The 14,095-nt window shown below is 68.5% G+C and carries 12 protein-coding genes; 9 read left to right on the top strand and 3 right to left on the bottom strand.

Translation table 11 applies throughout. The features are described 5' to 3' along the window. Positions 1-119: 119 nt before the first annotated feature. Positions 120-326, bottom strand: coding sequence for a DUF2933 domain-containing protein (locus X946_RS29535; RefSeq protein ID WP_226383080.1), 207 nt, complete (start codon positions 324-326; stop codon positions 120-122). A 654-nt stretch (positions 327-980) separates the two neighbouring features. Between X946_RS29535 and X946_RS13535 the strand changes: the two genes are divergently transcribed. The 9 genes from X946_RS13535 (at position 981) to X946_RS13495 (ending at position 10,755) form a co-directional block, all read left to right on the top strand. Continuing rightward, the gene (locus X946_RS13535; protein ID WP_038748345.1) at positions 981-1,649 is read left to right on the top strand and encodes a LemA family protein; all 669 of its coding nucleotides are present in this window, start codon (positions 981-983) and stop codon (positions 1,647-1,649) included. Beyond that, positions 1,646-2,494, top strand: a complete 849-nt coding sequence (locus tag X946_RS13530; RefSeq protein ID WP_038748344.1) for a TPM domain-containing protein — start codon at positions 1,646-1,648, stop codon at positions 2,492-2,494. Before X946_RS13535 ends, X946_RS13530 begins: the two co-directional genes overlap by 4 nt. After that, positions 2,494-2,991, top strand: a complete 498-nt coding sequence (locus X946_RS13525; protein ID WP_038748342.1) for a TPM domain-containing protein — start codon at positions 2,494-2,496, stop codon at positions 2,989-2,991. The genes X946_RS13530 and X946_RS13525 overlap by 1 nt, the downstream gene beginning before the upstream one ends. 178 nt (positions 2,992-3,169) lie before the next feature. Next, entirely contained in the window at positions 3,170-3,538 is a 369-nt protein-coding gene (locus X946_RS13520) for a hypothetical protein (protein WP_038748341.1), read from the top strand. A 93-nt stretch (positions 3,539-3,631) separates the two neighbouring features. Next, positions 3,632-4,930, top strand: a complete 1,299-nt coding sequence (locus X946_RS13515; RefSeq protein ID WP_038748339.1) for a TolC family protein — start codon at positions 3,632-3,634, stop codon at positions 4,928-4,930. 10 nt (positions 4,931-4,940) lie between these two features. Beyond that, a complete protein-coding gene (locus X946_RS13510; protein ID WP_038748337.1) occupies positions 4,941-6,560 on the top strand; it encodes an efflux RND transporter periplasmic adaptor subunit in 1,620 nt (539 codons plus the stop codon). After that, entirely contained in the window at positions 6,557-9,766 is a 3,210-nt protein-coding gene (locus tag X946_RS13505; RefSeq protein WP_038748335.1) for an efflux RND transporter permease subunit, read from the top strand. Before X946_RS13510 ends, X946_RS13505 begins: the two co-directional genes overlap by 4 nt. Then, complete coding sequence (locus X946_RS13500; RefSeq protein WP_038748333.1) at positions 9,763-10,104, top strand: copper-binding protein; 342 nt, start codon at positions 9,763-9,765, stop codon at positions 10,102-10,104. The genes X946_RS13505 and X946_RS13500 overlap by 4 nt, the downstream gene beginning before the upstream one ends. A gap of 267 nt (positions 10,105-10,371) precedes the next feature. After that, a complete protein-coding gene (locus tag X946_RS13495) occupies positions 10,372-10,755 on the top strand; it encodes an avidin/streptavidin family protein (protein WP_038748331.1) in 384 nt (127 codons plus the stop codon). A 75-nt stretch (positions 10,756-10,830) separates the two neighbouring features. Here the strand turns inward: X946_RS13495 and glmS are convergent, their stop codons facing one another. Continuing rightward, a complete protein-coding gene (gene glmS, locus X946_RS13490) occupies positions 10,831-12,663 on the bottom strand; it encodes a glutamine--fructose-6-phosphate transaminase (isomerizing) (protein ID WP_038748330.1) in 1,833 nt (610 codons plus the stop codon). A gap of 62 nt (positions 12,664-12,725) precedes the next feature. Further along, the gene (gene glmU / locus X946_RS13485; protein ID WP_038748328.1) at positions 12,726-14,087 is read right to left on the bottom strand and encodes a bifunctional UDP-N-acetylglucosamine diphosphorylase/glucosamine-1-phosphate N-acetyltransferase GlmU; all 1,362 of its coding nucleotides are present in this window, start codon (positions 14,085-14,087) and stop codon (positions 12,726-12,728) included. Between the last annotated feature and the right edge of the window lie 8 nt (positions 14,088-14,095).

The raw sequence follows: 14,095 nt of genomic DNA, 5'->3' as shown, positions 1-14,095 counted from the left end.
CGTCGAGGCGCGCCGCGTCATCGCATCGCCGTGCCGTGCGGCGGCGAATCGTCGTTCGATGTTGCGCCTTTCCGGCCGGCTTCGCGAGCGCGGGAGACGGAAGCCGCGAGCGGACGTTGCTAGCGGCGGTGCTCATCGCCATCTTCGGAATCGAGGCGCGCACCGCTTTCCGAAGCGGTGCGGCGCCGATGGCCGCGATGCATGAAAACATGCGCGAGCGGGCACGCGAACAACAACAGATACGGCAGCCAGCCTAGAACGTGGTATCGATGGCGAGGCAGCCACACGAAGGCCGCGATCGCGCCGAGCAAGAGCGCGCCGATCACGACGCGCGATCGCCAATGCGAACGAAGGCCGTGCGCGGCGCTCATCGTCTTGTTCCGCGCGGCGCATCGCCGCCGGCCGGCGGCGGGCGCATGCGCGGCCAGCCGCGCCGTCGCCGCACGAGCCGTGCGGCTTCTGTCCGCGCCGATGCCTGCGCGCGGCGAGTCGCCCCGAATTCCGTCACGAACGGGGCGGTGGCCGTTGCAATCGCGAAGCGCTCGCATGTTTTCATGTCGGGAACCTGAGCGTGACTCGGAGGCGAATAATTGCCCCACTGTAGCGCCGGCGGGGCGGCGCGAATTGACCTATCTCAATCGCGCCCCGTTACTTGCCGGCTGGCGTATGGCCCGGCGCGCCATTGCTTGCGAATCCGAAACGACGGAGGCGAGCCGCGCGCACGATTTTTGCTGTCCGTTCGCGCTGGGCGACCGTTGACGTAAATCAAGCTGATCGGGAACCGCATACGTAGCATCCATTCGAAGCGTGCGCAGCCGATTTACGACTGGCCGTCCGCGATCGGCTGTCCCAAAAACAGGCCGTCCCAAACGGGCCGTCCCAAAGGGTTCGTCTCAAAGGGCCGTCCGAAGCCGGCGATCCCGGAACGGCCGTCGGCGAGTGGCGCAAGCTTTTCCGGCAAACGGCAACGGAGGTAGCAGATGCGACATCACACTTCGGTCTCGCGCGCCGCGGCGGCGTGGTCATTTCGGTTCCGGGCCGCGTTGCTGGCCATGCTCTCACTCGCGTTGTCCGGCTGCGGCTACAACGCGATCCAGGTGCAGGACGAGCAAGTGAGCGCGAGCTGGTCGGAAGTGCTGAATCAGTATCAGCGGCGCGCGGACCTCGTGCCGAATCTCGTCAATACCGTGAAGGGCTACGCGAATCAGGAGCGCGAAGTGCTCACCCGCGTCACCGAGGCGCGCGCGCAGGTCGGCTCGCTTCGCGCGACGCCGGAGCTGCTGTCCGATCCGCAGGCGTTCGCGAAATTCGAGGCGGCGCAAGGGCAACTGACGTCGTCGCTGTCGCGCCTGCTCGTCGTGTCGGAGAATTATCCGCAACTGAAGTCGGACGCGAATTTCCGCGATCTGCAGGCGCAGCTCGAAGGCACCGAAAACCGCATCGCGGTCGCGCGCAACCGCTACATCCGCTCGGTGCAGGCGTACAACACGACGATACGCTCGTTCCCGAGCAACCTGACCGCGATGGCGTTCGGCTACAAGGAAAAACCGAACTTCTCGGTCGCGAACGAAGCGGAGATCTCGAGGCCGCCGCGCGTCGATTTCGGGAACACGCCGGCGCCCGCGCCCGCTGCCGGAGCGTCGAATTGAAGCTCTTTCGTGCGGCGTGCTTCGCCATCCTTACGTTCGCGTCGCTCGGCGGCGGAGCGTGCCGCGCCGAGCAGCCGGTGCCGCCTCTCGCCGCGCGCGTGACGGACGAGACGGGCACGCTGACGGACGCCGAGCGCGCGACGCTCGAGCAGTCGCTGAAGGATTTCGAGGCGCGCAAGGGCAGCCAGATCGCCGTGCTGATCGTGCCGACGACGCAGCCCGAGACGATCGAGCAGTATTCGATCCGCGTCGTCGAGCAATGGAAGCTCGGCCGCGCGAACGTCGACGACGGCGCGCTGCTCATCGTCGCGAAGAACGATCGCACGCTGCGCATCGAAGTCGGCTACGGCCTCGAAGGCGTGCTGACCGACGCGACGAGCCATCGGATCATCGACGAGGTCATCGTGCCGAGCTTGCGGCGCGGCGATTTCTACGGCGCAATTTCGGCGGGCGTCGGCAGCATGATGCGCGTGATCGAAGGCGAGCCGCTGCCGCCGCCGCGCCCGCGCCGCGGTGAGGATGGCGGGCTCGGCCGCTTGTTGCCCGTGCTGTTCGTGATGACGATCGCCGCGGGCGGCGTGCTGCGCGCGATATTCGGCCGGCTCGCGGGCTCGGTGGTCACGGGCGGCGTGGTCGGCTTCGTCGCGTGGCTGTTGTCCGGCGCGCTGCTCGTCGCGATCGCGGCGGCCGCGATCGCGCTCTTCTTCACGCTGTTCGGCGGCGGAATGGGCGCGCGCGTCGGCGGGCCGTTTATCGGCGGGCGCGGCGGCTGGGGCGGCGGGCAGGGCGGCTTTCGCGGCGGCGGCGGCGGTTTCGGCGGCGGCGGCGCGTCCGGGAGGTGGTGATGGATATCGGACGAATCGCGAGGCATCTGCTGATGACACGCTGGCGCGTCGCCGCGGCGTTTCCGAAGCGCACGCTCCGCAAGATCGGGCACGCGGTCGAGGCGAGCCACGAGAAGCACGTCGGCCAGCTTCGCTTCGCGGTCGAGGGGGCGCTGCACGCGTCGGCGCTCTTCAAGGGCGTGAGCGCGCGCGAACGGGCGATCGACGTGTTTTCCGAACTGCGCGTCTGGGATACCGAGCACAACAACGGCGTGCTCATCTATCTGCTGCTCGCCGATCACGACGTCGAGATCGTCGCCGATCGCGGGATACACGCGCGCGTCGACAGCGACGACTGGGAGGAGGTGTGCCGCGCGATGGAGGCGGAATTTCGCCGCGGCCGCTTCGAAGCGGGCTCGATCCACGGAATCGAGCGCGTCACTGCGTTGCTCGCGCGGCACTATCCGGCGCGCAAGGCGCCGGGCGACGAGCTGTCGAGCGCGCCCGTCGTGCTGTGAGCCGTGCGCGGCGTCGCGACGCACGGGCGCGATCCGATTGGCTCGGCTCGACGAGACGCGATGCGATGCCGGACAAGCGATGCGCAACCCGCAACCCGCAACCCGCAACCCGATTGCAAGCAACATTCGATACGATCGTGACGAACGATGCGCATTCGCTGCGCTATACTCTTGCGCGATGAAGATCCTTCGCCTGCTTCTCGTGCTGCTGTGGTGCGCGACGCTGCCCTTGACCGGGCTGGCGGCGAGCGGCCTCGTCGGCGATTGCCCGATGCAGCAGACGATGTCGATGGGCGTCGACGGCGCGATGCCGCCGTCGCAGGACTGCGAATCGATGAAATCGACGGCTGCCGGCAAGACCGGCAAAGCGAAGATCGTCTTCTGCAAAGTCATGGTGCAGTGCCAGTTCGGCAGCCTCTATCATCCGATGCCGGCGTCTGACGTAGTCCGCCCCGCGGGCGAGAGCCGTCAGGTCGTCTTCCATTACGCGAAGTCGCTTACCGTCCGCGAGCCGGGCGGATTGTGGCGACCTCCGCGCACCGCCTAACCCCGCTCCGACAGGTTCGCCGCACATGCGGCGGGTTCGTCCCGCACTCGGGACGCGGAATCCGTTCGGGATTCCATCGCTGGGGTTCAGCACATGTATTCGACATATCGCGCGCCGCGTGGCCGGCGTGCGCGCCTGCGCGCGCGCACGCTCGTCGCGGCGCTCACTTTCGCGAGCGCGGCCGCCGCGTTCGCTCAACCGGCGCCTTTCACGCTCGACGCCGCATTGCAATCGGCGACCGATCGATCGGCGGCGATGCAGGCGGCGCAGGCTTCCGTCCAGGCGAGCGCCGAGGCCGCCGTCAAAGCCGGGCAGCTGCCTGATCCGATGCTCAAGGCCGGCATCGACAATCTGCCGATCGACGGCCCGCAACGCTTCACGATCGGTCAGGAATCGATGACGATGCGCCGCATCGGCATCGCGCAGGAATGGGTGTCGGGCGACAAGCGCCGGCTGCGCACCGCGCTCGCGAACGAAGTCGTCGGCCGCGAGCGCGCCGGCTATCTGCTGCAACTCGCAAGCGTGCGCCAGCAGACGGCGGTCGCGTGGCTCAACGCGGCCTATGCGAAGAAGGCGCTCGCGCTGCAGCGCGAGCTCGTCGACGAGATGAGCCGCGAACTTGCCGCGACGCAGGCCGCCTATCGCGGCGCGAAGGCGACGGCCGCCGACGCGGTGCAGGCGCGCGCGCTGCTCGCGCAGACGCGCGACCGCCAATCGAACGCTCAGCAGGCGTTCGACACCGCATTGATCGGCTTGTCGCGCTGGACTGCCGTGCCGGTATCCGACGTGTCGGGCGAGCCGCCCGCGCCGGTGTCGTTCGTGCCGTCGCTGCCTCCGGACGAACTGAGCCACGTGCAGCCGACGCTCATCGCGGCGGACGACGACGTGGCGGTTGCCGACGCCGATGTCGCCGTCGCGAGCAGCGAGCGCCGCCCGAACTGGACGTGGGAGATCGCGTATCAGCAGCGCGGCGCGCCGTACGCGAACATGGTGTCGATCGGCGTCACGATTCCGCTGCCGATCGATCGTCGCGACCGGCAGGATCGCGACGTCTCGCAGAAGCGCGCGCTCGCAACGAAGGCGCGGCTGATGTACGAGGACGCGCGGCGGCAGGTCGAGGCGGACATTCGCACGCAGTCGGCGACGCTCGCGAGCGGCCGCGCGCGGCTCGCCGAGCTCGATCGGTCGCTGCTGCCCGCGGCCGACGAGCGCGTGCGGCTTGCCGACGCCGCGTATCGCGCGGGCGCGGGCTCGCTCGCCGATGCGTTCGCCGCGCGCCGCGCGCGGCTCGATGCGCGTCTGCAAGTGCTCGATCTCGAACGCGACGTCGCGCAGAGTTGGGCGCAGCTCGAATATCAGATCGTCCCGTCGGCGACGCTCGCCGCACAATGAAGGAGCGAACATGAACCACACTCGCTTGACGCGTGCGACGCTGATGACGTTCGCCGCCGTTTCGTTATTGTCCGCCGGCTATTTCGCGGGCGCCCGCTTTGCGCCGCGCGTGCACGCAGCCGCGGCGGCGTCCGCGGCCGGCGCGGCGAATCGCCCAACCGCCGCAACCGCCGCCGGCACGGTCGACCCGAAGACGGGCAGAAAGGTGCTGTACTGGCACGACCCGATGGCGCCGAACCAGCATTTCGACAAGCCCGGCAAGTCGCCTTTCATGAACATGCCGCTCGAACCTGTCTACGCGGACGACGGCGGCGGCGACGCGGGCGTGCGCATCGATCCCGGCCTGCAGCAGAACCTGGGCATTCGCTATGCGAGCGTGCGACGGCGCGACGTCGACGAAGGATTCGACGCGGTCGGCACGACGCAATTCGACGAATCGCGCGCGGTGGTCGTGCAGTCGCGCGTGACGGGCTATATCGACCGACTGTACGCGAACGCGCCGATGCAGCGCATCGCGAAGGGCGCGCCGATCGCGTCGCTGTTCGTGCCGGATTGGCTCGCGCCGCAGGAGGAATATCTCGCACTCAAGCGCGGTGGAATGGATGCGGAGCTGCTTGCCGCGTCGCGCGCGCGAATGCGTGCGCTGTCGATTCCCGACGGCGTGATCGCGAGCCTCGACCGGACGGGCCGCGCGCAGACGCACGTCGTGCTCGCGTCGCCGGAGGCGGGCGTCGTCGGCGAGCTGAACGTGCGTGACGGCGCGATGGTGACGCCCGGGCAGACGATCGCGAAGATCGCGGGGCTGTCGACGCTGTGGCTCGTCGTCGACGTGCCGGAGGCGCTCGCCTCCGGCGTGCGGCCCGGCATGCGCGTGGACGCGACGTTCGCGGGCGATCCGCAGCGGCGTGTGAGCGGCGTGATCCGCGAGATCCTGCCGGGCGTCAATGCAACGACGCGCACGCTGCAGGCGCGGCTCGAGATCGATAACCACGCGTTCACGCTGACGCCGGGCATGCTGATGCGCGTGCGCGTGGACGCGCCGCATGCGGCGCCGCGGCTCGTCGTGCCGTCCGACGCCGTGATCGCGACGGGCAAGCGCTCGGTCGTGATCGTCAGGATGGCAGACGGTCGGCTGCGGCCGGCGGAGGTGGCGATCGGCCGCGACGTCGGTGACGAGACCGAGGTGCTGGCCGGGTTGAACGAAGGCGAAACGGTGGTTGCATCCGGACAGTTCCTGATCGATTCCGAAGCGAGCCTGAAATCGGTGTTGCCGAGGCTCGAAGCCGAGGCGGCCGGCGCGCGCGCGACGACGGCCGACGCCGCGACAAGCGCGACAAGCGCGACAAGCGCGCAAACGTCATCGTCGTCCCCGTCGCCTGCGCACGCGAGCGCCGCCTCGCCGGTTTACGAAACCACCGGCAAGATCGAGAAGATCACCGCGGCCGACATCACGTTCTCGCATCAGCCGGTGCCGGCGCTCGGCTGGGGCGCGATGACGATGTCGTTCGGCAAGCCCGCGCCCGCCGCGTTCGCGAACGTGAAGCCGGGCGATACGGTGCGCTTCGCGTTCCAGGGCACCGACGACGGCTATCGGCTGACGAAGGTCGAACCGATCGGAGGCGCACGATGATCGCGCACGTCATTCGATGGTCGATTCGCAATCGCCTTCTCGTGCTGCTCGCGACCGCGCTCGTCGCCGCGTGGGGCGCGCTATCGCTGAACCGCACGCCGCTCGATGCGCTGCCGGATCTGTCCGACACGCAGGTGATCGTCAAGGCGTCGTATCCGGGCAAGGCGCCGCAGGTGGTCGAAGATCAGGTGACCTATCCGCTCACGACCACGCTGCTCGGCGTGCCGGGCGCGAAGACGATCCGCGCGTATTCGTCGTTCGGCGATGCGTTCGTCTACGTGCTGTTCGACGACAAGACCGATCAGTACTGGGCGCGCTCGCGCGTGCTCGAGTATCTGAATCAGGTTCAGAGCCGGCTGCCGCAGGGCGCGAGCGTCGCGCTCGGGCCGGACGCGACGGGCGTCGGCTGGGTCTACGAGTACGCGCTCGTCGATCGCAGCGGGCGGCACGATCTCGGCCAGCTGCGCGCGCTCAACGACTGGTTCCTGAAGTTCGAGCTGAAGGCCGTGCCCGACGTCGCGGAAGTCGCGAGCATCGGCGGGATGGTGCGCCAATATCAGGTGGTGCTCGATCCCGACAAGCTGCGCGCGTTCGGCATCACGCAGGCCGACGTCGCCGGTGCGCTCGGCAAGGCGAACAGCGAATCGGGCGGCTCGGTCGTCGAGATGGCCGAATCCGAGTACATGGTGCGCGCGAGCGGCTACCTGCGTACGCTCGACGACTTTCGCAACGTCGTGCTGCGCGCGAGCGACGCCGGCACGCCGGTGCTGCTCGGCGACGTCGCGCGCGTGCAGATCGGCCCGGAAATGCGGCGCGGGATCGCCGAGCTGAACGGCGAAGGCGAAGTCGCGGGCGGCGTGATCGTGATGCGGTCCGGCAAGAACGCGCTGTCGACGATCGAGGCCGTGAAGGCGAAGCTTGCCGATCTGAAGCGCTCGCTGCCCGCGGGCGTCGAACTCGTGACGACGTACGACCGCTCGCAACTGATCGAGCGCGCGGTCGACAACCTGAAGGACAAGCTCGTCGAGGAGTTCATGATCGTCGGGCTCGTGTGCGCGGTATTCCTGTTTCATCTGCGCAGCGCGCTCGTCGCGATCCTGTCGCTGCCGCTCGGCGTGCTCGCCGCGTTCATCGTGATGCGCTATCAGGGCGTCAACGCGAACCTGATGTCGCTCGGCGGCATCGCGATCGCGATCGGCGCGATGATCGACGCGGCCGTCGTGATGATCGAGAACGCGCACAAGCATCTCGAGGCTCACGAGCATGCGCACCCGGGCGAGCCGCTGCCGAACGCCGCGCGCTGGGAGCTGATCGCCGCGTCGGCGGTGGAAGTCGGGCCCGCGCTGTTCTTCTCGCTGCTGATCATCACGCTGTCGTTCATTCCGGTGTTCGCGCTCGAAGGTCAGGAGGGCAAACTGTTCGCGCCGCTCGCATTCACGAAGACGTATACGATCGCCGCGGCGGCGGGCTTGTCGGTCACGCTCGTGCCGGTGCTGATGGGCTACCTGATTCGCGGCCGCATTCCGCACGAGGCGTCGAATCCGCTGAACCGGCTGCTCGTGCGGCTCTATCGGCCGCTTCTCGAAGCGACGCTGAAGCGGCCGTGGTTTGCGATCGGCATCGCGGTCGCGGCGCTCGTCGTCACCGCGATTCCGGTGTCGCGTCTCGGCGGCGAGTTCATGCCGCCGCTCGACGAAGGCGATCTGCTGTACATGCCCACCGCCTTGCCCGGCATTTCCGCGCAGAAGGCGGCCGAGCTGCTGCAGCAAACGGACCGTCTGATCAAGACGGTGCCCGAGGTCGCGACCGTGTTCGGCAAATCGGGCCGCGCGGACACCGCGACCGATCCGGCGCCGCTCGAGATGTTCGAGACGACGATCCGTTTCAGGCCGCGCGACGAATGGCGGCCCGCAATGACGCCCGAGAAGCTCGTCGACGAGCTCGATCGCGTCGTGAAGGTGCCGGGCCTGTCGAACGTCTGGGTGCCGCCGATCCGCAACCGGCTCGACATGCTGTCGACCGGCATCAAGACGCCGGTCGGCGTGAAGATCTCCGGCCCGGATCTCGCGCAGGTCGAGCGGATCGCAACGCAGGTCGAAGCGGCGGTGAAGGGCGTGCCGGGCGTCGCGTCGGCGCTCGCCGAGCGGCTGAACGGCGGGCGCTACGTCGATGTCGACATCGACCGGCGCGCGGCTGCGCGCTATGGCCTTTCGATCGGCGACGTGCAGGCCGTCGTCGCATCGGCGATCGGCGGCGAGAACGTCGGCGAGGTGATCGCGGGCCGCGAGCGCTTTCCGATCAACATCCGCTATCCGCGCGAGGTGCGCGATTCGCTCGAAAAGCTGCGGCAATTGCCGATCGTCACCGGGCGCGGCGCGCAGATCCTGCTGCGCGACGTCGCCGCGGTGACGATCGCCGACGGGCCGCCGATGATCCGCAGCGAGAACGCGCGGCTGTCGGGCTACGTGTATGTCGACATTCGCGGCGTCGATCTGAAGACGGCTGTCGATGCGATGCAGCGCGCGGTCGCGCAGCGGGTCGCGCTGCCGCCCGGCTATTCGATCGCGTGGTCCGGGCAGTTCGAGTATCTGGAGCGTGCGGCCGCGACGCTGCGCGCGGTGATTCCGGCCACGCTCGTCGTGATTTTCGTGCTGCTGTTCGTGACGTTCGATTCGGCGGCCGACGCGCTGCTGCTGATGACGACCGTGCCGTTCGCGCTCGTCGGCGGATTCTGGTTCGTCTGGATGCTGGGCCATGCGGTGTCGGTCGCGACGGCGGTCGGCTTCATCGCGCTCGCCGGCGTGGCGGCCGAGTTCGGCGTCGTGATGCTGCTGTATCTGAAGAGCGCGTACGCGCGGCGCGTCGCCGCCGGCGAGCCGCCGACCGAGACGATGCTCGCCGACGCGATTCGCGAAGGCGCGGCGCTGCGCGTGCGGCCGAAGGCGATGACGGTCGCCGTCGTGCTCGCGGGCCTCGTGCCGATCATGTTCGGGCACGGTTCGGGTTCCGAAGTGATGCAGCGAATCGCCGCGCCGATGGTGGGCGGCATGGTCACGGCGCCGCTGCTGTCGATGTTCGTCATTCCCGCTGGGTGGATGCTGCTGCAGCGCCGCCGCGTGCGCCGAGCGATGCGCGCGCGGCGTTCCCCCGTTGCCGGCCGCGCTGGCGCGGATTTTTCTTCCCTTGATACCGGAGAACCTCAATGAAGCAATCGATCGTGTTGCTGATCACGCTCGCGGCCGCGGCCGCTCCCGCCATCGCCGCCGACGGGATGGCGGGCATGAACATGCCGATGTCGTCGCACGATGCGTCGCGGCAATCCGACGCCGCGTTGACCGACGCGGTGGTCCGGAAAGTCGACCCCGCGGCCGGCATGGTCACGCTCGAGCATGGCGCGCTCGATAACGTCGGGATGCCGCCGATGACGATGGCGTTCAAGGCGAAGGACGCGGAGATGGCGGCGCGCGTTCGCGCGGGCGACAAGGTGAGGGTGCGCGTCGAGAACGTGGGCGGCGTGCCGACCATCGTGAAGCTCGAGAAATAAGCGTTCCGCGCATCGGGCCGGCCGGCGGCGGCCGGCCCGTTCGCGATGCTTCGGTCGCGCGCGCATCGGGTTGCGCGGCGCGGGCGTCGCGCGCGCGGCCGCCGCTCGAAACGCAGCGAAATTTCCGGAGAAAGGGCGCTCGCTGTCACGAGCGATGAACTATTGTTCTAGATATCCGTGTTGCAGCGCCGACGGAATGGCGCCTACGCGCGACCCGCGCCCCGTCCGGGCCGGCCGCCGTCGATTCGTCAATTGAGGAGGCGAAAGATGCAGCGATTGGAACATGCGCTCAGGCGCGTCAAGGTCGGCACCGGCACGCCGATCGATTTCTCCGGCACCTGGAAGAACGAGCTCGGCTCGACGATGCGGATCGAGCAGTCGGGCGACAGCGTGTCGGGCACGTACGAGAGCGCGGTCAGCGAAAAGGGCGGCTCGACGAGCGGCGATCTGATCGGCTATGTCGACGGCAATCTGATCGCGTTCGTCGTCCACTGGGATCAGTTTCAGGCGATCACCGCGTGGGTCGGGCAATGCGAGCCCGGCACGTCGAACGACAGGATCAACACGCTGTGGCAGATGACGCAGCAGGTGGAGGCGGGCGAGGAGTGGGCGTCGATCAACGCAGGCGCCGATACGTTCGTGAGGGATTGAGGCGGGAAGGTTTCGGTGCGGGACGCGAGCGATCCGCGGCGTGGCGCGGCGAATCGCTCGTTCGGCCGTGCGCGCTTACTCCACCGTCACCGACTTCGCGAGATTGCGCGGCTTGTCGACGTCGGTGCCGCGCGCGCAGGCGGTGTGATACGCGAGCAACTGCAGCGGCACGACATGCAGGATCGGCGACAGCGGCCCGTAATGCTCGGGCATCCGGATCACGTGCAGCCCTTCGCCGTTGACGATGTGCGTATCGGCGTCGGCGAACACGTACAGCTCGCCGCCGCGCGCGCGCACTTCCTGCATGTTCGACTTCAGCTTCTCGAGCAGCGTGTCGTTCGGCGCGACCGTCACGACCGGCATCGCCTCCGTCACGAGCGCGAGCGGCCCGTGCTTGAGCTCGCCCGCCGGGTATGCTTCCGCGTGGATGTACGAGATCTCCTTCAGCTTCAATGCGCCTTCGAGCGAGATCGGGTAGTGCAGCCCGCGGCCGAGGAACAGCGCGTTCTCCTTGCGCGCGAATTCTTCGGACCACGCAATGATTTGCGGCTCGAGCGCGAGCACGCCGTTGAGCGCGGCAGGCAGGTGGCGCAGTTGCTTCAGGTAGTCGGCTTCGCGCGATGCGTCGACGTGGCCGCGCAGCTTGCCGAGCGTCGCCGCGAGCACGAACAGCGCGACGAGCTGCGTCGTGAACGCCTTCGTCGACGCGACGCCGATCTCGGTGCCCGCGTGCGTGAGAAATTGCAGCTCGGTTTGGCGCACCATCGCGCTCGTCGCGACGTTGCAGATCGCGAGCGTGTGCGCGTGGCCGAGCGCCTGCGCGTGCTTGAGCGCGGCGAGCGTGTCGGCCGTCTCGCCCGATTGCGAGATCACCACGACGAGCGAGCGCGGGTTCGGCACCGATTCGCGATAGCGGTATTCGCTCGCGATCTCGACTTGCGTCGGGATCTTCGCGATCGATTCGAGCCAGTACTTCGCGGTGAGCCCCGAGTAGTAGCTCGTGCCGCACGCGAGGATCAGCAGGCTGTCGATGCCGGCGAACACGCCGGCCGCGTTCTCGCCGAATAGAGACGGATCGAACGCTTCCGCTTGAGGAAGCGTGTCGCCGATCGCGCGCGGCTGCTCGAAGATCTCCTTCTGCATGAAGTGCCGGTACGGGCCGAGCTCGACCGCGCCGCCGTACGCATTGACGACGCGCACTTCGCGCTCGGCGCGCGCGCCGTCGCGATCGACGATCCGCACGCCGTCGAGCGTGAGCTCGCAAACGTCGCCTTCCTCGAGGAACGTGAAGCGATCGGTGCTGCCGGCGAGCGCGAGCGCGTCGGATGCGAGGAAGTTCTCGCGCTCGCCGAAGCCGACGACGAGGGGCGAGCCCTGGCGCGCACCGACGACGGTGTTCGGCTCGTCCATGTGGATCACCGCGATCGCGTACGCGCCGTGCAGCTGCTTGACGGCTTCCTGGACGGCCGCGAACAGGTTGCCGCGATAGAGGCTGTGGATCAGGTGCGCGACGACCTCGGTGTCGGTCTGCGACACGAATTCATAGCCTTGGCCGCGCAACGCCTCGCGCAGCGGCTCGAAGTTTTCGATGATGCCGTTGTGCACGAGCGCGAGCGCGTTCGACGAGAAGATCGGGTGCGCGTTGTGCGTGACGGGCGCGCCGTGCGTCGCCCAGCGCGTGTGCGCGATGCCCGTCGCGCCTTCGAGATGCGATTCGCGCACCTGCGCGTCGAGATCGGCGACGCGCGTGACGCTGCGCGCGCGCTTCGGTGCGCCCGGCGTGGAGGCGTGAGCGTCGAGCACCGCGACGCCGCACGAATCGTAGCCGCGATACTCGAGACGGCGCAGCCCTTCGATCAGCACCGGAACGATGTTACGTTGCGCAACTGCGCCGACAATTCCGCACATGAGAATCTATCCTCGAAACTCGACAATGATGCGGGCGCGTCGTCGCGCGCCCGGGAAACCGTTCAGCTCTTCTTCTTGACGGGACGCACGTAGCCGCTCTTCGCGGTCTGCGTCTTGTCGTTCCGCACGAGCATGCCTTCGGCGACGTCCTTCCATACGGTCGTGCCCGCCGCGATCGTCACGCCTCGGCCGACGCGCACCGGCGCGACGAGCTGCGTGTCCGAGCCGACGAACACGTCGTCCTCGATGATCGTGCGGAACTTGTTCGCGCCGTCGTAGTTGCAGGTGATCGTGCCCGCGCCGATGTTCACGCGCGCGCCGATGTCCGCGTCGCCGAGATAGGTCAGGTGGTTCGCTTTCGAGCCGTGGCCGAGCGTTGCGTTCTTCACCTCGACGAAGTTGCCGACGTGCGCCTCGTCGGCGAGCACCGCGCCCGGGCGCAGCCGCGCGTACGGGCCGACGACGGTGTGCGCGCCGAGCGTCGCGCCGTCGAGATGCGAGAACGCGTCGATGCGCGCGCCCGCGGCGATCGTCGCGTTGCGGATCACGCAGTTCGCGCCGATCGTCACGCCGTCGGCGAGCGTCACGTCGCCCTCGAACACGCAGTTCACGTCGATCGACACGTCGCGGCCGCACGCGAGCTTGCCGCGCACGTCGATGCGCGCCGGATCGGCGAGCGTCACGCCGCTCGCGAGCAGCGCGTCGGCGAGATTGCGCTGGTGGATGCGCTCGAGCTCGGCGAGCTGCGCCTTGCTGTTCACGCCGAGCGTCTCCCATTCGTCGTCCGGTTGCGTCGTGACGATCTCGAAGCCCGCCTCGATCGCCTGCTCGACGACGTCGGTCAGGTAATACTCGCCCTGCGCGTTGTCGTTGCCGAGCGCGCCGAGCCACATCGACAGCTGCGCGGTCGGCGTGACGACGATGCCCGTGTTGATCTCGGCGATCTTCAGCTCGTCGGGCGATGCGTCCTTCTGCTCGACGATGCGCGTCACGCACCCCGCCTGGTCGCGCACGATGCGCCCGTAGCCCGTTGGATCGTCGAGCGTGACGGTCAGCACGCCGTAGCGCGCATCGGTGGCGGCGTCGACGAGGCGCTTGAGCGTCGCCGTGCGCGTGAGCGGCACGTCGCCGTACAGCACGAGCGTCGGCTGCGACGGGTCGAGCAGCGGCAGCGCCTGGCGCACCGCGTGCCCGGTGCCGAGCTGCTGCTCCTGCACCGCGAACTGCACGTCGGGCGCGGCGACGGCCGCCTGCACCGCTTCGGCGCCGTGGCCGACGACGACGACGAGCCGCGACGGCGCAAGCGCGCGGGCGGTGTCGATCACGTGGGAGAGAAGGGGCCTGCCGGCCAGAGGATGAAGCACTTTCGGCAGCGCGGAACGCATGCGCTTGCCGGTGCCTGCCGCCAAAATCACGATATTCATGGCGCCAG

This window comes from Burkholderia sp. ABCPW 111 (assembly GCF_000773065.1).
Classification (GTDB): Bacteria; Pseudomonadota; Gammaproteobacteria; order Burkholderiales; family Burkholderiaceae; genus Burkholderia; species Burkholderia savannae.
Note: the sequence above shows the minus strand (reverse complement) of the source record. Positions and strands in the feature narration are given on the sequence as shown.

Excerpts from the sequence above, each read along its gene's own strand:
- X946_RS13535 (WP_038748345.1), top strand. The coding sequence starts at position 981 with ATGCGACATCACACTTCGGTCTCGCGCGCCGCGGCGGCGTGGTCATTT.
- X946_RS13525 (WP_038748342.1), top strand. The coding sequence starts at position 2,494 with ATGGATATCGGACGAATCGCGAGGCATCTGCTGATGACACGCTGGCGC.
- X946_RS13520 (WP_038748341.1), top strand. The coding sequence starts at position 3,170 with ATGAAGATCCTTCGCCTGCTTCTCGTGCTGCTGTGGTGCGCGACGCTG.
- X946_RS13515 (WP_038748339.1), top strand. The coding sequence starts at position 3,632 with ATGTATTCGACATATCGCGCGCCGCGTGGCCGGCGTGCGCGCCTGCGC.
- X946_RS13510 (WP_038748337.1), top strand. The coding sequence starts at position 4,941 with ATGAACCACACTCGCTTGACGCGTGCGACGCTGATGACGTTCGCCGCC.
- X946_RS13505 (WP_038748335.1), top strand. The coding sequence starts at position 6,557 with ATGATCGCGCACGTCATTCGATGGTCGATTCGCAATCGCCTTCTCGTG.
- X946_RS13500 (WP_038748333.1), top strand. The coding sequence starts at position 9,763 with ATGAAGCAATCGATCGTGTTGCTGATCACGCTCGCGGCCGCGGCCGCT.
- X946_RS13495 (WP_038748331.1), top strand. The coding sequence starts at position 10,372 with ATGCAGCGATTGGAACATGCGCTCAGGCGCGTCAAGGTCGGCACCGGC.
- glmS (WP_038748330.1), bottom strand. The coding sequence starts at position 12,663 with ATGTGCGGAATTGTCGGCGCAGTTGCGCAACGTAACATCGTTCCGGTG.
- glmU (WP_038748328.1), bottom strand. The coding sequence starts at position 14,087 with ATGAATATCGTGATTTTGGCGGCAGGCACCGGCAAGCGCATGCGTTCC.